Annotated in this window: 13 protein-coding genes; 2 read left to right on the top strand and 11 right to left on the bottom strand. The window is 73.9% G+C overall.

Annotated elements, in window-relative coordinates; all coding sequences use genetic code 11:
• Positions 1–36 precede the first annotated feature (36 nt).
• The 3 genes from OG896_RS06110 to OG896_RS06100 are packed head-to-tail and all read right to left on the bottom strand — an operon-like array spanning position 37 to position 4,915.
• The gene (locus tag OG896_RS06110; RefSeq protein WP_329363135.1) at positions 37–1,017 is read right to left on the bottom strand and encodes a nucleoside hydrolase; all 981 of its coding nucleotides are present in this window, start codon (positions 1,015–1,017) and stop codon (positions 37–39) included.
• Between the two features lie 26 nt (positions 1,018–1,043).
• Positions 1,044–4,280, bottom strand: a complete 3,237-nt coding sequence (locus OG896_RS06105; protein ID WP_329363134.1) for a glycoside hydrolase family 38 C-terminal domain-containing protein — start codon at positions 4,278–4,280, stop codon at positions 1,044–1,046.
• A complete protein-coding gene (locus OG896_RS06100) occupies positions 4,277–4,915 on the bottom strand; it encodes a class I SAM-dependent methyltransferase (protein ID WP_329363132.1) in 639 nt (212 codons plus the stop codon). Before OG896_RS06100 ends, OG896_RS06105 begins: the two co-directional genes overlap by 4 nt.
• A gap of 73 nt (positions 4,916–4,988) precedes the next feature.
• On the opposite strand from OG896_RS06100, the gene OG896_RS06095 reads away from it, so the two are divergent.
• A complete protein-coding gene (locus OG896_RS06095; protein ID WP_329363130.1) occupies positions 4,989–5,375 on the top strand; it encodes a DUF5655 domain-containing protein in 387 nt (128 codons plus the stop codon).
• Between the two features lie 17 nt (positions 5,376–5,392).
• Here OG896_RS06095 and OG896_RS06090 read toward each other — a convergent pair whose 3' ends face one another.
• The 8 genes from OG896_RS06090 to OG896_RS06055 form a co-directional block, all read right to left on the bottom strand.
• Complete coding sequence (locus OG896_RS06090; RefSeq protein WP_329363128.1) at positions 5,393–6,166, bottom strand: thioesterase II family protein; 774 nt, start codon at positions 6,164–6,166, stop codon at positions 5,393–5,395.
• On the bottom strand, positions 6,163–7,443 hold the full coding sequence (locus tag OG896_RS06085) for a cytochrome P450 (RefSeq protein ID WP_329363126.1): 1,281 nt from the start codon (positions 7,441–7,443) through the stop codon (positions 6,163–6,165). The genes OG896_RS06090 and OG896_RS06085 overlap by 4 nt, the downstream gene beginning before the upstream one ends.
• Positions 7,444–7,447: 4 nt before the next feature.
• Entirely contained in the window at positions 7,448–8,683 is a 1,236-nt protein-coding gene (locus tag OG896_RS06080; RefSeq protein ID WP_329363124.1) for a cytochrome P450, read from the bottom strand.
• Positions 8,680–10,539, bottom strand: coding sequence for a non-ribosomal peptide synthetase (locus tag OG896_RS06075; protein ID WP_329363121.1), 1,860 nt, complete (start codon positions 10,537–10,539; stop codon positions 8,680–8,682). The genes OG896_RS06080 and OG896_RS06075 overlap by 4 nt, the downstream gene beginning before the upstream one ends.
• Before the next feature lie 4 nt (positions 10,540–10,543).
• Positions 10,544–14,476 carry a non-ribosomal peptide synthetase gene (locus OG896_RS06070; protein ID WP_329363119.1) on the bottom strand — a complete coding sequence of 1,311 codons (3,933 nt, stop codon included), beginning with the start codon at positions 14,474–14,476 and terminating at the stop codon, positions 10,544–10,546.
• Positions 14,473–15,243, bottom strand: coding sequence for a dienelactone hydrolase family protein (locus OG896_RS06065; RefSeq protein WP_329363117.1), 771 nt, complete (start codon positions 15,241–15,243; stop codon positions 14,473–14,475). Before OG896_RS06065 ends, OG896_RS06070 begins: the two co-directional genes overlap by 4 nt.
• A gap of 77 nt (positions 15,244–15,320) precedes the next feature.
• A complete protein-coding gene (pyrF, locus tag OG896_RS06060) occupies positions 15,321–17,357 on the bottom strand; it encodes an orotidine-5'-phosphate decarboxylase (protein WP_329363115.1) in 2,037 nt (678 codons plus the stop codon).
• Positions 17,354–18,610, bottom strand: coding sequence for a DegT/DnrJ/EryC1/StrS family aminotransferase (locus OG896_RS06055; protein ID WP_329363113.1), 1,257 nt, complete (start codon positions 18,608–18,610; stop codon positions 17,354–17,356). Before OG896_RS06055 ends, pyrF begins: the two co-directional genes overlap by 4 nt.
• Positions 18,611–18,886: 276 nt before the next feature.
• Here OG896_RS06055 and OG896_RS06050 point away from each other — a divergent pair, with 276 nt between their 5' ends.
• Positions 18,887–19,639 (top strand): HalD/BesD family halogenase, encoded by a 753-nt coding sequence (locus OG896_RS06050; protein ID WP_329363111.1) that lies wholly within the window; start codon positions 18,887–18,889, stop codon positions 19,637–19,639.
• Positions 19,640–19,675: the final 36 nt, after the last annotated feature.

Raw genomic sequence — 19,675 nt, 5'->3', positions numbered from 1 at the left:
GCCGGGCTCCGGGATCGGGAGGGGCCGGTACCGGGATCAGGAGGGGTGGGCGCCGCCGGTGAGCCGGGCGAGGAAGTCGGGGACGAAGTCGCGGGTGCCGGCGCCGATGGCCACCCGGCCGCACATGTCGAGGCGTTCGCTGATGCCCGGCGGGAGGTTGGGGTTGTTCGTCTCGACCTCCGGCACGAAGACCGTGCGGCCCCGGCCCAGCCCGAGGTCGCAGCCGACGACGACGGCACCGTGTTCCAGCGCCGCGAAGCGGGGATCGGTGGCGACCGCGACCGCGAGCGGGTCGTGCAGGAAGCAGTGCTCCTGACCGGTGAACCGTGCGTACGCGGCGAGGTAGTCGCGCAGGACGCGTGCGGACAGTTCCGTTCCGGCGCCGCCGTGCTCCTCCATGACCGCCAGGTCGGACCGGTCGAAGACGGCCAGCTGGGTGGCGTCCAGCCCCACCATGGTGAACTCGATCCCGCTGGACACGACGATGTCGGCGGCGTCCGGATCGGCCCAGATGTTGAACTCCGCGACGGGGGTGATGTTCCCGGGCACCCGGGCCGCGCCGCCCATGAACACCAGGGCCCGCACCCGCCGGGCGAACCCCGGGTCCAGGACCAGCGCGGCGGCCACGTTCGTCAGCGGTCCGGTGGCCACGACCGTCAACTCGCCCTCGAAGCGGCGGCTGAGGCGCAGCAGGGCCGACACCGCGTCCTCGGCGGGCGGCCGGACGCGCGAGTCGGGAAGCGTCTGCCGGCCCAGGCCCTCGGGACCGTGGAAGTCCGATCGCACGGTGACCCGGCTGATCGGCCGTCCGGCGCCGCGGTGGACGGGCACGTCCGCGTCGATCCCGAACGCGGCCGCGATCGCCCGCGCGTTGCGGAACGTGCCGTCCACCGGGAGGTTTCCGCCGACCGCCGTGTAGGCCCGGAGATCCCACTCCGGTCGGGTGAGCAGGTAGTGCAGCGCGACCGTGTCGTCGAGACCGGGATCGCTGTCCAGCACGATCGGCATAGGCGTCATCGGTGGGACTCCTTCTGGTGGCGCGGTCACCCTCGGGGTGCGTCACGCGGGTCGGGACGGGGCGGTGCCGCGGGCGAGAACGAGGGCGAGCGGAGGAGGAACGTCTCGAACGCCCACGGTGCCAACGTCACGGTGAGCCGGCCCGCGTCGACCGGCAGGCGCTCCCCGGGCTGCTCGGTGAGCGTCGTCCGCCGGCACTCCACGTCGGGCGGCAGCCCTTCGAGGGTGGTGCGGCCGCCGCGGCCGGACCAGTCGGCGACGCGGTAGATCAGCCCGTCGCCGCCGTCGGCCCGTTTGACCGCGCCGACCAGCCCGCTGCTGTCCGCGGTCGGCACCGGCAGCGGCACAGGCAGTGGCACCGGCACCGGGCGCCGGCCCTGCGCCTGCGCGGCCGGCCGGCCCGGCGCGCCGACGACGACCGGCCGGACCAACCGCTCGGCCAGCAACGGAAGGCGGGCGTCCTGCCAGGTGCCGGGGTGCGGCACGATGCTGTAGCGGAAGGTGTGCGAGCCGAGGTCCGATCCGGCGGCCGGATCGTAGGCGCTGCGCAGCACGGTCATGCGCACGCGCGGCCCCAGCGCGTCGTAGCCGAAGCGGTCCTCCGACACCAGCGCGACGCCGTGCGCGCCGTCGCCGACGTCCACCCAGCGCTGCATCGGGCGCTCCTGGCCGTTGGCGGACACCTCGACCACACCTGCGGCGGCCGCCGCGTGCACGCGGGCAGCTGGCAGATCGGGCGTGCACGCCACTTTCAACGCCGCGGCGCCGTGCGCGTCGCCGACGGGTTCGTGCCAGTCGACGTGCAGGGTCACGTCGATGCGGGGCAGATCCCGATAGACCGTCAGGTCCTGCACGACGGAGGTGGCTCCGACCGTGTGCTCGGTGCGCAGCACGGCCCGCAGCGGGCCCTGCTCGCGCCAGGAGGTACGGCCGGTGTGGATCAGCGACACCTCCTGGTGGACCTCGTGCAGGTGCCAGGCGGACATCGCGTGCGGTCGCTCGCGGGCGATCTGCAGGACGTTGAGCCCCAGTTCGGGGCGCGCCGTGTTGGGGAACGTGGTCCTGCGTCGGGTGCCGTACGCCACGAGTTCGCGGTGCCCCTCGCGCATGGTCAGCGAGACGATGGCGCCGGCGTCTCCCCTGACCAGCAAGGAGAAGAACCGGTTGCGCACCGCGAAGAACTCCTTGCGGTTCTCCTCGCCGACGAAGACCTCGGGGGCGCCGTGGCTGCCGCACTCCAGGATCGCGTCCGGCGGCGCGGGGGGCTGCTCGCCTTCCTCGAGGCGGAACGCGCCGACCTCCCAGGGCCCGACGGGCGCCAGGAACCCCGTGCCGGTGCCGGTGCGTTGCAGCGCGAACCGCTCCCCGCCGGCGGAGACGGCCACGGTCGGGGCGCGGTGGGAGCGAAGCACGGCGTCGTCGGCGCGAATCCACTCCTCGCGCTGCCAGGGCGTCGGGTTGGCCACCACGAGGTCGGCGTCCGGCGGGAGGGGCAGCCGCGCCAGCGAGGCGTCGCGCAGCCGGGCGACGGTCCGGCTCCAGGCGGCGGAGTCGGCGGCGAGCCGGGTGTAGACGTCGGCCATCGCGGTACCCGCCGCCGTGTCGTGGTTCTGCCGGAAGAGCAGGGCGCGCCAGGCCTGGCGCAGCTCGCGGCGCTGGTCCAGGCCCGCCATGCAGGACAGCGCCTCCGCCTCCAACAGGGCGCTCTCCGCCTGCCGGATGCTCTGCTTGGCCACCGCCTGGGTGGTGTACGCGCCTTCCGAGATGGTCGGGGGAAGCGCCTGGAAGTCGGGCAGCGGCCCGCGTGCCACCGCGTCGACGAAGGTGTCCAACCGGGAGGGACGGGCTGCCGGGAGCCCGCTGCCGGACGCGTGCCGGGCCAGGCGGGCCAGCCCTTCTCGCACCTCCTGCCCGGTGTGCCCGTCGATGTCGAAGAACAGCACCCCCACGTCCAGGCCCGCTCGGCGTGCCTGCACGGCCGCTTCGGCGACCCGGCTGTGGAGCAGCTCCCCGTCGTAGGCGTCGGTCACCACGCCGATCACGCTCGAACCGTCCGGTCCGGTCCACCGGTAGGCGGGTCCGCCGTGTCGCGGCAGCGGGTGGCAGCGGGTGTGGAAGTACGCCGTGCAGCCGGCCCGGGCCAGCAGACCGGGAAGGGTGGCGGGGTGGCCGAAGGTGTCGGCGGCGACGCAGACCCGGGGGCGCACCCCCAGCACCTGCTCGCTGTAGCGCAGCCCCTCGGTGAGCTGGCGGGCGACGGACTCGGCCGACGGCACGTTCATGTCGTGCTCCACCCAGGTGGCCGTGAGCGGTTCCCATCGCCCGCCGTCGATCAGGCGCTGGACGGAGTCCATCAGGGCGGGCTCCTCCGCGCGGAGCATCTCGTACACCACGGGCTGGCTCAGGCTGAAGCACAGGTCGGGGTGCGAGTCCAGCAGCTCGACGGCCCGGGCGCAGACCGCCTTGGCGGCCCGTCCGGCCTGGTCCCAGTTCCACAGCCACTCCAGGTCGAGGTGGGCGTGCCCGACGAGGTGGACTTCGGGGAAGGGCTCCAGGTCCGCACGGACCGGCGGGAGCACCTCGGAGAGCAGGTCGGGAAGCGTGTCGACGGTGGCGGCCGGAAACTCCTCGGCGCGCTCGTTGATGGCGGCCAGGACGGCGGGGCGCAGGTCCGGGCGCTGCTCCGTCGCCAGCAGCAGCCGGGCCCAGGCGCGGTCGGCGTCGTGCCAGCGTTCGCGCAGCAGCGGCGTGGAGAACGCCAGCCGGAATCCGTAGGCGACCAGGTTGTCCGGGACGTCGATGGTGAGGTCCAGCTCGTGGACGCGGCCCGGCACGAGCTCGGGCAGCACGCCGGTCAGTATCCGGCCGCGGATGATCGGCGGGTCGTCGCACCGCGCGACCTCGCGTCCGTCGCACCGCAGCCGGAAGGGGAACCGGCTGAACACGTGGCAGTCCAGGCGCTCCCCGGCGAGTTCGATCCGGCCCACCCGCCGCGGCGCCTTCAGCCGGGTGCGCATGCGCACGGTGCGGCCCGGGGGCAGTTCGGGGCCGACGAAGTGCCCGCCGGAGGTCTGTACGGCCTTCCGGCCCCGGTCCGGTCCCTCGGTGATGTCCCAGCGCTGACCGGGGAAGCCGAACCGGCTGTGGTCGAGTATGTCGCGTAGCTCCGTGAGCCGTTCGCGCAGCGGGTCGCTCCACCAGGGGTCCGGGTCCACCCGCCGCGACGCGGCCGCGGCGGACCCGGGACTCTGCACGGTGGTCATGACGCCCCCTCCGGCGGCGCGGGCGTCGTGGGCCGGCGCGCCACCACCTTCGTCACGGAGTGGCCGTGCTCGCGCGGTACGCCGGCGTGGGACGACACGAAGGTCTCGTCGCGGACCGCTTCGACGCTCCAGCCGTCGTAGAGCGAGAGGCACCAGGAATGGGTGGGGATGAAGCGCGGCGGCGCCCGGTGCCCGTCCAGTTCCTGGTGCCGGTCGTTGAAGCAGCACATGAGGTGGCGGCCGCCGGGCTTCGTCGCCTCCCGCAGCCGGGTGATGACGCGCACGGCGTCGTCGGCGTCGGCGAGCCAGTGCACGACGCTGTCGACGACGACCAGGTCGTAGTGGGCGACGGGCAGTTCGACGTCGCGGAGGTCCGCCTGCTCCCAGCTGACACCGGGCAGCTCGCCGGAGGTCCGCACGGCGTGCTCGATGGCCAGCGCGGAGATGTCCAGTGCGCGCACCGTGGCCCCGAGACGCGCGAGGTGGGCGGTGTTGCGGCCCTCCCCGCAGCCGGCGTCGAGGACGCGCCATCCGGAGACCGGCGCGGCCCTGGCCGTTTCCGTCAGGAGGGGTTCGGGGTCGGTGCCCCACACGCAGGCACTGGTGGCGTAGGCGTGGTCTGATCCGCCGTCCATCGGTGGTTCCTCTCGTCGGTGTGGGTCATGCGAGGGCTGGGACGCGTGCAGGAGTGTCGCTACCATCGCCGGCATGGCAATCGACGAATGGACTGTCGAGCGGCACCTGGTCGGCAAACCGCCGGAAGTCGTCGCGCTCTACCACCGCTTCATCGAACTGGCCGAAGCGTGCGGGTCGTTCACCTATTCCGTGGCGAAGTCGGCGATCACCCTCAAGGGCGAGCGCCGGGGGTTCGCCGGCGCGAGCCCGGGCCGGGACCGGCTCGACGGCTACCTGGACCTCCAGCGCAGCGTCACCGATCCGCGGATTCGCCGGTCGGCGCCGTACACCAAGCGGCTGTTCGTGCTGCACTTCCGGGTCACCTCGCTGGAGGAGCTGGACGACGAGTTCGCCGGCTGGGTCGGTGAGGCGTACGCCGTCGGCCAGGGTGACCACCTCGACCAGCCGCCCACCCGGTAGCAGCGGCGCCGCCGCGCTCACCGGCCGGCCGCGCGCGCGATCAGGTCACGCAGGGCGGGTGGGCAGCGCAGGTAGTCGCGGTGCCCACCGTCCAGCGTGTGGTGGCTCACCGGCGCGCACTCGTCCCACCCGTCATGCACCTCACGGTCGGGGACGACGTCGTCCCGGCTCCACCCGATGACGCTCACCGGGCAGGGCAGCGGCTCGGCCGGCCGGTAGGAGTAGCCGCGCTGGACGGCGAGTTCCGCCGCCAGCACCTCGGCGGCCAGCTCCGCCAGGTCGTCGGGCAGGGGGCGGCCCACCTGCCGCGCCATGCTCCTGACCTCGGCGACCGCGTCGAACGCGGCCAGGTCGACATGGTTGAGCCGGCCGTACAGGCCGCGGTGCGGGGCGCCCCACGACGACGCGAACAGCCGTACCGGCGGCGCCAGTCCCCGCTCGCGGGTCAGCCGGATCGTCTCCAGGGCGTACGGGACGGCGCCGCAGTGCGCGGTGAAGGCGTAGCGCCGGCCGCGGACGTGGGGTTCGATGGCCGTCACCAGGTCCGCGGCGAACGCCGCGTGCGTCGGGTGCGCCTCCTCCCGGAACCGGCCCTCCCGGCCCGGCGGTTGCAGCGGCACGACCTGGAAGGCACCGAGACCCGAGGCGGGCCAGTCGTGGTAGGTCGAGGCGCCCATGCCGGTGTAGGGCAGGCAGAACAGCAGCGCCTCACCGTCGGGGACCGGCCGGATGAACCAGCGGTCGGTCGGGGGCACGTCGTCCGGTCGGGTGGACCGCGGGCCGCCGGTCATGCGCTCACCCGCGGGTCCTGCCGGCCGCGAGAGCCCTTCTCCCGTCCCGCGAGGTGCACGCGCAGGGGGAGGCCGGTGATCCCGTTGATGAAGTTCGAGTGCAGGTGCCGTACCTCGCCGGCCGGCTCCCACCGCTCGACCGCCGGGAGCAGTTCCTCCAGCAGCACGCGAAGGACCAGGCGGGCGGCGGGACCGCCGTTGCAGAAGTGGATGCCGTTTCCGAAGGCGAGATGCGGGTTCGGCGTGCGCCGCGGATCGAAACGGTGGGGGTCGGTGAAGCGGGACGGGTCCCGGTTGGCCGACGCCACCCACGCGCAGACCAGTTCGGCGGGCGCGATCTCGGTACCGGCGATGGTGGTGCGGTGCTTGGCGCGGCGCACCAGGTGGTTGGTGGGGGTGGCCCAGCGCAGTCCCTCCTCGACCGCCGCTTCGACCCGGTGCGGTTCGGCGCGCAGCGCGTGCCAGAGCTCCGGCTGCTCGGCGAAGGCGAGCAGCAGGTGGGCGGCCACGTGGGGGGTGGTGGTGTTGGCGCCCATGATGAAGCTGTAGCAGTTGAGGACGACCTCCTCGGTGGTGAACCGGCGCCCGTCGGCCTCGACCGCGAGGAGGCTGGTGATGATGTCGTCCCGCGGTCGCGACCTGCGCGCACGGACAAGGCTGTGGAAGAGCGCGAAGAGCTCGTGGTGCGCGGTCCGCAGGGTCTCCTGCACGCTTCCGTCGTGGAACGCCGGGTCGGCCGGCGCGACTCCGGCCATGGTCCAACGGGCGACGTCGGCCCAGTGCTCGCTCGGGATGCCGATCACGTCACCGACGGCCGCGAGCGGCAGCGGCAGCACCAGCGGTGCCAGGTCGACGACCCCGCCGCCGCTCAACGGCGCGAGCAGGGCCCGCACGTTGGCCCGGACGCGGTCCTCGTGGCGGAGCATCGCGCCGGTGGACAGCAGCCGCATCGTCGGCACCCGCACGGCGGTGTGACGCGGCGGGTCCATCAGGTTGATGGTGCGCCCGCCGGCCAGGTCGCCGTCGAGCACGGCGAGGATCGTGCCGTGCTCCGAGCTGAAGGTCCGGTGGTCCTTGATGACCCGCAGGACGTCGTCGTAGCGGGTCACCGACCAGTAGCGGGCGCCTCCCGGACCGGTCTGCGGCCATACCGGTGCCCGCTCGCGCAGGGTCTGCCAGGCGGGGTGCTGGGTGCCACCCGCGTAGCGTTCGGGGTCGAAGAGGTCGATGGTGTCCAGCGGCACGGTCAGGTCGTCAGTGGTGAGTGCGTTCCGCATAGTCCTAGCCCCGGAAGCCGATCGGTAGGTGAGTCAGGCCGTTGATCCAGTTCGAGTACAGATGGGTCGGCTCGCCGACCGCCTCGACGACCGCCGACGGTCGCAGCAGCCGGGTGAGGAGCATGACGAGCGCGGCGCGCGACAGGTGCGTGCCGACGCAGAAGTGCGGGCCGGCGCCGAATCCGAGGTGGCCGTGGGAGCGCCGGTCGATCCGGAACCGGTAGGGGTCCTCGAAGACGTCCTCGTCCCGGTTCGCCGACGCGACCCACGCGCAGACCCAGTCGCCGGCGCGGACCCGGACGCCGGCCAGCTCGGTGTCGCGGGTGGCGCGCCGGATCAGATGGTGCGTCGGTGACGTCCACCGGGTGCCCTCCTCGACGAGCGCGGGCAGCAGGCGGTGGTCGGCGCGCACCGCGGCGCTCAACTCCGGTTGCTGGGTGAGGATGTGGAGGACGTGCCCGGCGACGTGCGGCGTGGTGGAGTGGGCGCCGAGGACGTAGCTGTAGCAGTTGAGCACGATCTCCCGCATCGTCAGGTGCCGCCCGCGCACGGTGAGGGAGGACAGGACCGTGAGCAGGTCGTCGCCCGGGTCGCGGCGGCGGTGCCGCAGCGCCTCGGTGAACAGGTCGAACAACTCGTGGTGGGCGTTGAGCATGGTCTCCTGCACGGTGGCGCCGACGGCGTACTCCGGCTCCTCCGGCGCGATGCTCACCGCCGCCCAGCGCCCGATCTCCTCCCACAGGGGTTCCGGCACGCCCATGAGGTCGCCGAACATCGCCATCGGCAGCCGCCGGCCGACCTCCGCGAAGTCCCCGCCGCCCGCGGCCACGAAGGAGGCGGTCAGGTCGTCGATCCGCTCGCGTATCCGGGCGGTCCGCCGCTCGACGCCCGACCGGCTCAGCAGCCGCATCGCGGGCATCCGCACCTCGCCGTGCTCCGGCGGGTCCATGAGGGTGATGGTCTGGCCGCCGGCCGGGTCGCCGACCCCCACCGACGCGAGGATCGTGCCGTGTTCGGAGCTGAAGGTCTCCGTGTCCCGCAGTACCCTGCCGCAGTCCGCGTGCCGGGTGACCGACCAGAACGGGGTGCCGCCGGCCGCGTGCTGACGCCACACCGGGGCGTGCCGGCGCAGCGTCCGCCACGCGGCGTGCTGGCAGCCGTCCCGGTAGCGGCCGGGGTCGAAGAGGTCGACCGTGGCGAGGTCGACGTCGTCGTCAGGTGTCGACGAGGTGATCTTCATGACCGTCCCGTCTCGGCCTCGACGGCCTCGACGACGCCGGCGGCACCGGCGGACTCGGCGGCACCCCCGGAGGTGCTGCCACTGCGGCCGTCCAGCAACTCCGCCAGGAGCGCGACGGTGGGGTGCGCGAAGAACTCGCGTGACGACAGCCGGTAGCCCATCAACCGGAGCCGTTCCAGGACCTGCACGCTCTGCAGCGAGGTGCCGCCGAGCGCGAAGAAGCCGTCATCCCTCCCCACCAGGTCCAGGCCGAGCAGTTCCTGGAGCGTCGTGGCGACGGCCTTCTCGGTCGCGGTCCACGCCGGGACGTAGTCGTCGAGTCCCATCAGTTCCCGCGAGCGCCAGGGCGCGGGCAGCGCCCGCCGGTCGACCTTCCCGTTCCGGTCGAGGGGGAGTTCGTCGAGCAGGGCGTAGTACGACGGGCGGGCGTAGCCGGGCAGTCCCTCGTCGGCGAGGTACCGCAGGTCCGCCTGGCTGAGGGTGGCCCCGGGCTCCGCCGCCACGTAGGCGACCAGGCGCCGTTCCTCCTCGGCGGCGCCCACGACGGTGACGGCCGCGGCGGAGACCCCCTCGCACGTGGTGAGGAACGCCTCGACCTCCGCGGGCTCGACACGGAAGCCGCGGATCTTCACCTGCCGGTCGATCCGGCCCACGAACTCGACCGCGCCGTCCGGGAGACGGCGGCCGAGGTCGCCGGTGCGGTAGATCCGCCGGCCGGGGGCCGCCGCGAAGGGATCGGGCACGAAGCGCTCCGCGGACTCGCGTGGGCGGTGCAGATAGCCGCGCGCGACTCCGCCGCCGCCGACGTAGATCTCGCCGGTCTCCCCGTCCGGGAGCGGCCGCAGGTCGGCGTCGAGCACTTCCATGCTCCGGCCGGCCAACGGGGTACCCAGCGGGACCCGTTCACCGGTGCCGGCCGGGTCGACCCGGTGCAGGGAGCTGAAGACGGTCGTCTCGGTCGGTCCGTAGGCCGCGTACACCCGCGCGCAGCGCCCGGTGGCGGCGCGGACGTGCCGGGCGGACAGGACGTCGCCGCCGGTGATGACCCGGGTGACGCCCTCCAGCGCGTCCGGGGCCTGCTCCATCAGCGCGTGGAAGAGGCCGGTGGTCAGGAAGAGCCAGTCCGGCGCCGCGGCGCGGATGCCTCCGGCCATCGCGTGGATGGTCAGGTCGTCGCGCGCGATGACCTCCACGCGCGCACCGCTGCCCAGCGCGCACCACAGCTCGAAGACCGAGGCGTCGAAGGAGGTGGGCGCGAACTGCGCGACGACGTCGCCCGGGGCGATGCGCAACCGGGGGTCGCCGTCGATCAGGTCGAGCACGTTGCGGTGGCTGACCGCGACGCCCTTGGGCCGCCCGGTGGACCCCGAGGTGTAGATGGCGTAGGCGAGGTTCTCCGGGTGGGTCGCCCGGCGCGGGCCGGCGGGCGCCGGTGAAGCGCCGGTGTCGCCGGGTATGGCGACGCCGGCCGGCCCCGGCGCGTTCCAGCGGCCGACGTCGGCGGGGCGGGTGACCATCCGGCGCACCCCCGCCTCCGCGATCGTCGCCTCCTGCCGCGCCTGCGGGTGACCGGGGTCGACGGGCACGTAGTAGGCGCCCGCCATCAGGATGCCCAGGGCTCCGACGGCGAACTCCGGTGAGCGCAGGGCCGTGACGCCGACCGCCGTCTCGTGGCCGACCCCGGACCGGCTCAGCTGTTCGGCCAGCAGCTCGGCCCGGGTGACCAGTTGACGGTAGGTGAGGCTGGTGCCCTCCGCGCTGATCGCGATCTGGTCGGGCTGCCGTTCGGCCCACTGCCGAACCCGTTCGTGAATGCCCGTAGCCGGTTCGGTACCGGTGTTGTGCAGTGCCGCCACGTGATCACCTCATCCTGGGACGTGCCTCGCGGTCGCTCGCTTCGGCCCGGGCCCGCCGCAGCAGCGCGGCCCCCAGCTCCACGAGACGCCGCGGCTGCGTTCGCAGCACCGAGTAGTGGTCGCCGGGCAGGTCCACGACCTCCAGCGCCCCGCACAGCGGGCGCCAGTCCGTCGCGAGCGACCGCGACCGCGCCGCCTGGACCAGGCTCACCGGGCCCGGGTAGTACGTCGGGGTGTGCGCGAGTACCAGCTCGACGGTGGCGCTGAACGCCTCGTACCGCGCCAGTAGTTCGTCGACGTCCAGCAGGCCCCCGGCCGCCACGTCCTTGAGCACGCGGTCGGGGAAGCGCTCGTCGACGTGGTCCGGCAGCGGGAGCGCGATGTCCGCGCGCAACGCGAGATCGTGCAGGAAGGCGGCCAGCACGCCGGACGAGCCCGGTGCGGCCGGTGCGGGGCGTACCGGCGAGTCGATCAGCAGCACCGGCGGAAGCCCGCCCACGCTCTCGTGCCACAGCCGGGCCATCTCGTGTGCCAGCACGCCGCCCGCCGACCATCCGGCGAACACCACCGGGGTCGCCGCCAGCGTCTCCCGCAGTGCCGTCACCTGCGCCGCCGCCAGGGCCGTCAGGTGGCTGCCGCGGGTGCCGACGACGTCCACCAGCCGGCGCGGGTAGCGGTCGCCGATCGCGCTCAGCCAGGGGCCGTATCCCAGGCCGGCGCCTTCGACGCCCACCAGGACCAGGGTCGGTGCGCCGGACGTGACGTCGGCCGGCACCGCCTGCGAGCCCATCCACTCGGCGAGTTCGGCGACGCTCTGGCGGGCGAGCAGGACCTGCACCGGAACCTCGTGGCCCCGGGCCTCCAGCTCGGTGAGCAACTGGACGAGGAACAGCGAGTTGCCGCCCAGCACGGGGAACTGGTCGTGCCGGCCGACGGATTCCAGGCCCAGCAGGTCGGTCACGAGGTCCGCGACGACCTTCTCGGTGGCGTCGGTGATCGGGGTGCCCGACACGCGGGCCCCGGGGGTGACCGCCGGCAGGGCCTGGTGGTCGACCTTGCCGTTCGGCGTGAGCGGAATGCGGGGCAGCACCACGAGGTGCGCGGGGACCATGTGTTCGGGAAGGCGTTCCCGCAGGGTGCGCAGGAGCACGGCGGGGGAGAGGGACGCGGACTCGCCCGGCGACACGTAGCCGACCAGGCCGCCGCCGTCCGCGCCGCCATCCGCGCCGCCGTCCCGCGCGCGAGCCGCGACGACCACCGCCTCGCCGACCCCTGGTATCGCCGCCAGCGCGCTCTCGATCTCGCCGGGCTCGACCCGGAATCCACGGACGCTGACCTGGCGGTCCATCCGCCCGAGGATCTCGAACCTGCCGTCCGGCAGCCGGCGGGCGAGATCACCGGTGCGGTACAGCCGGGAGCCCTCACGGCCGGCGAGCGGGTGCGGGACGAAGCGCTCCGCCGTCGAGGCCGCGGCCCCGGTGTAGCCCCGGGCGATCCGGTCCCCGCCGACGCAGAGCTCCCCGGGCACGCCGACCGGCAGCGGCCGCATCCGGTCGTCCATGACGTGGACGTCCGTCGCGGACACCGGACGGCCCACCGGCAGGCGCACCGCCCGGTCGGGGACATGGCTGACGGGCTCGTAGGTGGCGAGCATGGTCGTCTCCGTCGGGCCGTAGGTGTGCACGACCTGCCCGCCGAAGCCGGTGGACAGCAGCGCGCGCACCGCGTGCGGACTGCCGGCCTCGCCACCGAAGTACAGCGCCCTGAGCGGTGCGCCGCCGAGGTGCCCGGTGTACGCCCCGTGGTTGACGAGTGCGCTGGGCACCGACAGCACGTCGATCCGCGCGTCGGTGAGGGCCCGTCGCAGCGCCTGCGGCGACATGATCACGTCGCGGTCGAGGATGTGCACGCAGCCGCCGTTGAGCAGGGGAGCCCAGATCTCGAAGGTGGTGTTGTCCGAGCAGGGGTTGGCCGTCTGCGCGACCCTGTCGCCGGGTTCGATGCTCACGTGGTTGGCGTCGACCACCAGACCGACGACACCGCGGTGGGTGATCGCCACGCCCTTGGGGACGCCGGTCGACCCGGAGGTGGACATGACGTAGGCGAGGGCGTCCGGGTGCCCGTCGTCAGCGAGCGGGCCGGCCTCCCGGTGGCCGGTGGCCGCCTCCTCGACGCGCAGGACGCCGAGGCCCCGCGGCCAGTCGCGGCCCGCGGCAGCGGCGTCCGTCACCACGCACCGCGCACCCGACTGCCGCAGCACCTCGCCGAGCCTGGGGTCCGGGTGGTCGGGGTCCAGCGGCACGTAGGCGCCGCCGGCCTTGAGGATGCCGAGGTAGGCGACGACGAGGTCCACCGAGCGCGGCAGGCACACCCCGACGGTGTCCTCGCGGCGGACGCCGTGCCGGCGCAGGTACCCCGCGACGGCGTCGGCACGCCGGTCGAGGTCGCCGTAGCCGATCTGCCGCGTGCCGTGGACGACGGCGACCGCGTCGGGGCGGCGCCGGGCCTGCGCGGCGAAGCGGGCGTGCACGGTCCCGCTCGGGGCGGCGCCGGCCGGAAGGGCGGCCGGGGGCTCGGCCAACGACAGCCGGCTGGCGGGGAGATCGGGGTGGCGGGCGGCGTCGGCCAGGAGACGGGTGAACTGGTCGGCCATCGCGGCCACGGTCCCGGCGTCGAACAGCGCGCTGTCGTAGATCCAGTACAGGATGGTCGGATCGGTGCTCGCGTCGACGGTGAGCGTCAGGTCGCCCAGCGGGAACCACCGCTGGTGCGGCACCGCGACGGTCGCCAGGTCGCCCAGCGCGAAGGAACCCTGCTCCGGATACCTGATGTTCAGGCTCACCTGCTGGTAGGCGACGGTGCTGACGCCCTGGTCGGGCCGCAGGGTGCGCAGCAGCAACTCGTACGGGGCGTCCTGGTTGCCCATTACACCGAAGACGGTGGCCTTCGTCCGCGTGAGCAACTCGCGGAAGGAGGGGTCGCCGCTCAGGTCCAGGGGCACCGGGAACGACCCGGCGAACATCCCGACCAGGCGCTCGACCTCGGGACGGAAGCGTTCGCCCGCGACCGGAAGGCCGATGCTCAGGTGCTCCTGCCCGGTGTACCGGTGCAGGAGGACGCCGAGCGCGGACAGGGACGCCACCACCAGAGTGGTGCGCTCCGAGCGGGTCAGCGCCGCCAGTTCGCCGGTCACCGACGCCGGCAGCGTGACCTGGTGCACGCCTCCTCCGCGCTCGCGGTCGCTGTCGCGCCGGCGGTCCGTCGGCAGGTCCAGCACGGGCGGGCAGTCGGCGAGCCGGCGGCACCAGTAGGCGACCTGCCGCTGCACCTCCGGCAGGTCCTCGCGGGCGCGCTGCCAGGCGGCGTAGTCGGCCGGCCGGAGAGGAGGAGCCGCCTCGGCGGCCTCCCCGGCGTCGCCGCCGCCGGTCTCGGCGCCGTACAGGGCGCCGAGGTCGGCGAGCAGGATGGGCCAGGACAGCAGGTCGATGACCACGTGGTGGGCCACCAGCAGCAGGGTCCACCGGTCCTCGCCGGTGCGCAGGACGACGATCCGGAACAGCGGGCCCCGCGACAGGTCGAAGCTGCCGGCCGCGGCGGCGTCGACATGGCGCGCGGCGGCGCCGGCGGGGTCCGGGTCGCCCCGCAGATCGACCTCCTCCGGTGCCAGCTCCCGGTCGACACACACCCGTTGGCGCGGAACGCCCCCCACCACGTCGATGACCGTGCGCAGCGCCACATGGCGTTCGCCCAGCCGGGCCGCGGCCCGGGACAGTGCTCCGGGGTCGAGGTCGCCGCGCAGCGCGAAGCACCGCACCCCGGTGTAGGTGGCGAACTCCGGGAACATCCGCTCGGTCAGCCAGATGCCCTCCTGCGCGTAGGTCAGCGGACCCTCGGCGCCGGAGCCGCCGCCGGGGCGCGAGATGCCCTCCACGCTCATCGCGGGTCCTCCGGCCGGCCGGCCGCGGCGCCCGCGGGGTGCCGCCGCGGCTCCACCGGCGCGGCGAGCCCCAGGAAGGCGGTGGCACGGTCCCAGGCGCGCGCGGCCACGACCGGGTGGTGGCGGTCCGCCGCGAAGCGGTTGGCGAAGGCGTGCCCGGCGCCCGCGTAGGTGCAGGCCTCCAGGTAGCCGCCGACCTCGTCGAACGCCTGCACCGCGCGGGCCAGTCGCCCCGCGTCCGGGTTGGTGTCCCGCGATCCGCGGTGGAACTGGACGGGTGCGGCCCCCGCGCTCGTCCGCTCCAGCGGACTGACGGCGTGGTGCCAGCCCTGGTCCAGGGCGCCGCCGTAGAAGCAGCAGGAGCGGTCGACGCCGGTCCCCGCGACCGCCGCGAGGAAGGCCAGCCGGCCGCCCATGCAGAAGCCGAGCGCCGCCACGTCACGGCCGGTCCGGCGCAGGAGCCGCGTCCCCCCGGCCATCACCTCCAGCAACTCCTCGTCGCGCAGCAGGCTCTTGCGCTCCTCGGGAGCGAGGCCGGGCGGCTGCCCGGCGAAGAGTTCCGGCACGGTGACGGCACATCCCAGCCCCAGCAGGCGGGCGGTGATGTCGGCGGTGAAGTCGTCCAGCCCGGTGCGGTGGTGCAGGAAGAGCACGGCACCCACCGGCTCGGCCGGCGGCAGGAACGTCCACACCGGGGTACGGGCGATCACCGTGCGATCGGACGGCTCGGGGCCGTTTCGGGCGAAAGGCCGGGGCAGATCGTTCATCGGCTCCTCCTGCGGCACCGGAAAGCGGAATCTGGACGGCGGGACCGGTCGTGTGCGCGAGCGGGCGAGGGCCTCGCTCACCCGCGCAGTGGCCGCAGCACCTCCTGCCAGTGGCGGACCCGGTCCAGCACGGCGGCGGGTCCCGCCTCGAGCACTCCTGAGGTGATCGGCAGCATCGCTCGGGACGGCCCCGCCGCCCCGACGACCTCGCGGAACTCCTCGACGGTGCGGCCCGGTCTGCCGAGCCCGGGCAGCGAGACCAGGGTGCCGGGCATCCGCCGCAGCAGGGCCACCGCCTCGTGCGGGGGAGCGCCCACCACCGCCGCCGCGGGACCGGGGGCACCGTCGGCGGCGAAACGGCGGTTGTGGCCGGCGATCCCGTCGGCGAGCTGCTCGCTGACCGTCACCCCGTCCGCGCTCCGGGCGAGTTGGGCTCCCGCTTCATGGTTGCTGGTGCGCACCAGCAGGAACGCCGTGCACCGCCGGCCGGCGGCCAGGTCGAAGAGCGCGGCGGTGGCATCGAGACCGAGGAAGGGCGCCACCGTCACAGCGTCCGCGCCCAGGACGCTCTGCGGGCCCAGATAGAGATCGGCGTACGCGGCCATGGTGTCCGCGGTGTCGCAGCGCTTCGCGTCGGCCACGGTCAGGGTGCGGCGCTGGGCGCAACCGGCCAGGAACGCCGCCATCAGCTCCAGCCCTTCCGGGCCGAACCGCTCGAAGAACGGCGTCTGCACCTTGACCGCGGCGACGCTCTCCACGGCGTCCAGCAGGCGCTTGCAGAACTCCTCCACGCCGGCCGGGTCGTCCCGCAGCCCCCATGCGGACAGCCACTTCGGGGACGGGGCGATCCCGACGGCGAGATTGGTGCGCTCGGCGGTGAGCTCGGGCCAGCCCGAGAAGCCCGTCCTGGGCGCCGGGTTCCGCGCACGTGTCCGATCGCGCACTGGCTTCCTCCGTGGGGTGGTGACCGCGTGGGGGGTACCGGGTCCGGACCGCTCGGCGCCCGCCAGTCCCGCCAGTACCGGGCCGAACCGCGCGGTGCCCTCCACCACCGGGCAGTCACCCGCCCGCTGCTGGACGACCGTCGCCAGCTCGCCGTAGGTCGGTGCCACCGCCGTCAGCCGGGACGTGGCGAAGACCCCGCGCTCCGGATCGGCGAAGGAGGGCCCGGAGTAGGGCAGTTCGGCAGCGACCCCGTGGGCCGGGAGGTCTCCGCGGGCGCCCGGTCTGCGGTGCATGTCGAAGACCGGCAGCCCGGCGGCCAGCGCGGCGATCCGCAGCGTGCCCGACACCCGTGGGTTGATCTCCAGGACGTGCACGGTTCCCTCCGCCGTGACCAGGAGTTCGGCCTCCGCCCAGCCGATCGAGCCGGCGGCCGCCGCGGTGCGCAGGCCGAACTCCCGCAGCACCCGGTCGAGGGCGGGGCCGCCGAACGGGTCGGGACACAGCCGCAACCGCCGCCAGGGCGGGACCAGGTGGCGGCTGGTGGCGCCCTTCCACACCGGCGGCAGCACCGCGGCGCCCGCGGCGTCCCGGTAGACCAGCACGGAGTACTCGGTGCCGTCGGCATAGCTCTCGCAGAACTCGTCCGGTCCGGCCGCGGCCGCGCCCGCCAGGTCGAGTCGGATGCCCTCGCTCTGGGTGCCGAAGCGCGACTTCACCACGACCGGCGTGTCGCCGGCCGGCGCCGGCCGCGGCCGGTCGCCCGGCCACCAGGGAAGCGTGCTCAGCCCTTCCTCGTCGAGGAGCCCGCGCATCGCGAACTTGTCGACGCCGAGCCGTGCCGCGCGTGCCGACTGCGCGAGCACGGTGCGTCCCTGGGCGCGCAGCTCGTCGGCGAGCGCGCTGTCGCGCAGGAGCGTCTCGTGACTGGAGTGGAACACCACCAGGTCCGCGTCCGTGCCCCGCAGCGCGTCCCGGGCCTCCTCGGACGCCAGGTCCGGGCCGGTGCCGGCGTGCACGACCTGGTCAAGGCCACCGGGGTCGGCCACGAAGTACGGCAGCCAGGCGAGCAGCGAGCCGGGGGCCACCACGTGCAGCGCCGACAGTGCCGAGGGCGCCGCGGGCCCGGGCTCCGCCGGGCTCCGCCAGGTGGCGCGCGCCTGAGGCGTCATGCGAGGAGCTCCGCGAACTCCTCGACGTAGCGTCCGGGCAGCGGACTGTCCTGCTCGTACAGGAAGCTGACGGGCAGCCGGAGCCAGTGGGCGAAGAGGTGGTCGGCGCGCGGGAAGGCACGGGCACCGGACCGGGCCGCCGCGCGGGCGGCCCGCGCGGTGCGGGGCGACCAGTCCGGCGCGCTGCCGCGGAAGAGCGGGTAGTGGTGCAGGGGGCGGGTCGAGGGCGCCCGCACGTTCAGCCCGCGGCTCTGGAGCAGCCGGACCAGGGTGTCCCGGTCGAGGCGGGCGTCGTCGCCCACCTCCACCACGCCGTCGTACCACGCGCCCGTGCTGCTGCCCGGCTCCACCGGTACGGCCCGGATGCCGGGCAGGGCGGTGAGGCCGTCGACCAGCGCGCCCATGTTCGCCTGCCGGCGGGACACCATGACGTCCAGGCTCTCCAGGTGTTCCAGGGCCAGCACCGCGGCCGTCGGGCTGATCCGGAGGTTTCCGCCGAGTCCGGTCGGCAGCAGCGCCGCGTACCGCTCGTCGTGGATGGTGAGGTCCGTCCGGTGGCGGAAGTTCGCGAGCAGGCAGGCGCGGGCGTAGAGGTCCGGGTCGTCGGTGAGCAGCATGCCGCCGAGGCCGCCGGAGACGGCCTTGTGCCCGCCGATACTGAAGACGGAGATGTCCGCGAGCGACCCGACCGGCCGGCCGCGGTACCGCGCGCCGTGGGCGTGGGAGCAGTCCTCGACGAGCGGGACCCCCCGCTCCCGGGCAAGGGCGATGATTGCGTCCATCGGGCCGGGGTTCCCCCACAGGTGGGTGATGGCGATCGCCCTGGTCCGGGGGGTGAATGCCGCGGCGAGCCCTTCGGCGGTGGCCTGGCCGGTGGCGGGCGCGACATCGGTGAGCACCGGGACGGCACCGAGCAGCAGCAGGGGACTGACCGCGCTGAAGAACGTGTAGACCTGCGTGGCGACTTCGTCGCCCTCGCCGAGGCCGAGCGCGAAGTAGGCGGCGAACAGCGCGGAGGTGCCCGAGTTGAGCGCGAGGGCGTGCCGGCGGCCGTGGTAGCGCGCGAACGCCTCCTCCAGCGCGGCGATCTCCGGCCCGTGCCCGTAGTCGAACGACCGGCCGGCGCGCAGCATTCGGGCCACCGACTCGATGGTGTCGTCCCGGTAGACGGGCCACTCCGGTGGATGGGCGAGCTTCGCTCCGGTCGCCGCACCGCCGCCCGCATCCGCCGGACGCGCGCCAACTGCTGTCATCGCCGCTGCCTTTCCGCACGCCGAAGAACCTCCTCGCGCCGCGGGAGGTGGAAGGCGCTCACGAAGGTCGTCGAACCGGACTCGCAGACCACAGTGCAGTGCGTCGGCAATGTGCGCAAGCCCCGCTCGGGGTGGTCCGCGCGTAACGCCGGAAGGCGGCCGGGCCGCGCTTTTCCGGTCCCGCCGCTTTGCGTCCGGTACACCGTTGTCGACCGCAATCGGCGCGGGTTATGTTGCCCGGACTCATTCAGCCGGCCGATCGACGGGAGTTGTGCTGTGGGCGAGAACGACGCGCTGGCGAACGACATCGAGGAACAGCTGCGGAATCACCTGGCCAAAGAATTCCACGACGACTGGACCGTCCGCGGGCTCTCCCAGCACTTCCGCCGCGAGGGCTACGTCAAGGTGTCCGGGATCGTGCCGCCGGATCTCAAGCGCGCGATCGGCGACGACGCCCGTCGGCTGCTGGACCAGGCAAAACGCATCGACACCACACTCAAGGAGACGTCGAACACGCCCCGCAGGATGAGTACGGTCGGCTTCCGCCACATCGCCGACAACAGCGAACTGGTGCCGGCGGTCTACGAGTCGCCCGCGCTGCTGGAATTCCTGTCCCGGCTGGCCGGGGAAAGGGTGCTGCCGTGTCCCTACGAGCCGGAGCGCTTCGTCATGACGAAGCAGGAGAAGGTCGGTGACACCCACGGGTGGCACTGGGGCGACTTCTCCTTCGCGCTCATCTGGATCGTGGAGGCGCCCGAGATCGAGGCGGGCGGAATGCTCCAGTGCGTTCCGCACACCGACTGGAACAAGTCCGACCCGCGCGTGCACGACTATCTCGTCAAGTACCCGGTGAAGACCTATTACCACAGCAGCGGGGACATCTACTTTCTGCGGACCGACACCACCTTGCACCGGACGGTCCCGCTCAACCGTGACGCGACCCGCATCATTCTCAACACGGCCTGGGCGAACGCCGCCGACCTGGAGAGCGCGGACTCGCACGAGACCATGGACGCGCTCTTCGACTGAACACCGCGTACCCAGCGGAGCCACGACGGCGGTGCC

The organism is Streptomyces sp. NBC_00669 (assembly GCF_036226785.1).
GTDB lineage: Bacteria > Actinomycetota > Actinomycetes > Streptomycetales > Streptomycetaceae > Actinacidiphila.
Note: the sequence above shows the minus strand (reverse complement) of the source record. Positions and strands in the feature narration are given on the sequence as shown.

Coding starts and splice junctions, on each gene's coding strand:
- OG896_RS06070 (WP_329363119.1), bottom strand. CDS start 14,476: ATGAGCGTGGAGGGCATCTCGCGCCCCGGCGGCGGCTCCGGCGCCGAG.
- pyrF (WP_329363115.1), bottom strand. CDS start 17,357: ATGACGCCTCAGGCGCGCGCCACCTGGCGGAGCCCGGCGGAGCCCGGG.
- OG896_RS06090 (WP_329363128.1), bottom strand. CDS start 6,166: ATGACCGGCGGCCCGCGGTCCACCCGACCGGACGACGTGCCCCCGACC.
- OG896_RS06080 (WP_329363124.1), bottom strand. CDS start 8,683: ATGAAGATCACCTCGTCGACACCTGACGACGACGTCGACCTCGCCACG.
- OG896_RS06085 (WP_329363126.1), bottom strand. CDS start 7,443: ATGCGGAACGCACTCACCACTGACGACCTGACCGTGCCGCTGGACACC.
- OG896_RS06105 (WP_329363134.1), bottom strand. CDS start 4,280: ATGACCACCGTGCAGAGTCCCGGGTCCGCCGCGGCCGCGTCGCGGCGG.
- OG896_RS06055 (WP_329363113.1), bottom strand. CDS start 18,610: ATGACAGCAGTTGGCGCGCGTCCGGCGGATGCGGGCGGCGGTGCGGCG.
- OG896_RS06100 (WP_329363132.1), bottom strand. CDS start 4,915: ATGGACGGCGGATCAGACCACGCCTACGCCACCAGTGCCTGCGTGTGG.
- OG896_RS06095 (WP_329363130.1), top strand. CDS start 4,989: ATGGCAATCGACGAATGGACTGTCGAGCGGCACCTGGTCGGCAAACCG.
- OG896_RS06065 (WP_329363117.1), bottom strand. CDS start 15,243: ATGAACGATCTGCCCCGGCCTTTCGCCCGAAACGGCCCCGAGCCGTCC.
- OG896_RS06110 (WP_329363135.1), bottom strand. CDS start 1,017: ATGACGCCTATGCCGATCGTGCTGGACAGCGATCCCGGTCTCGACGAC.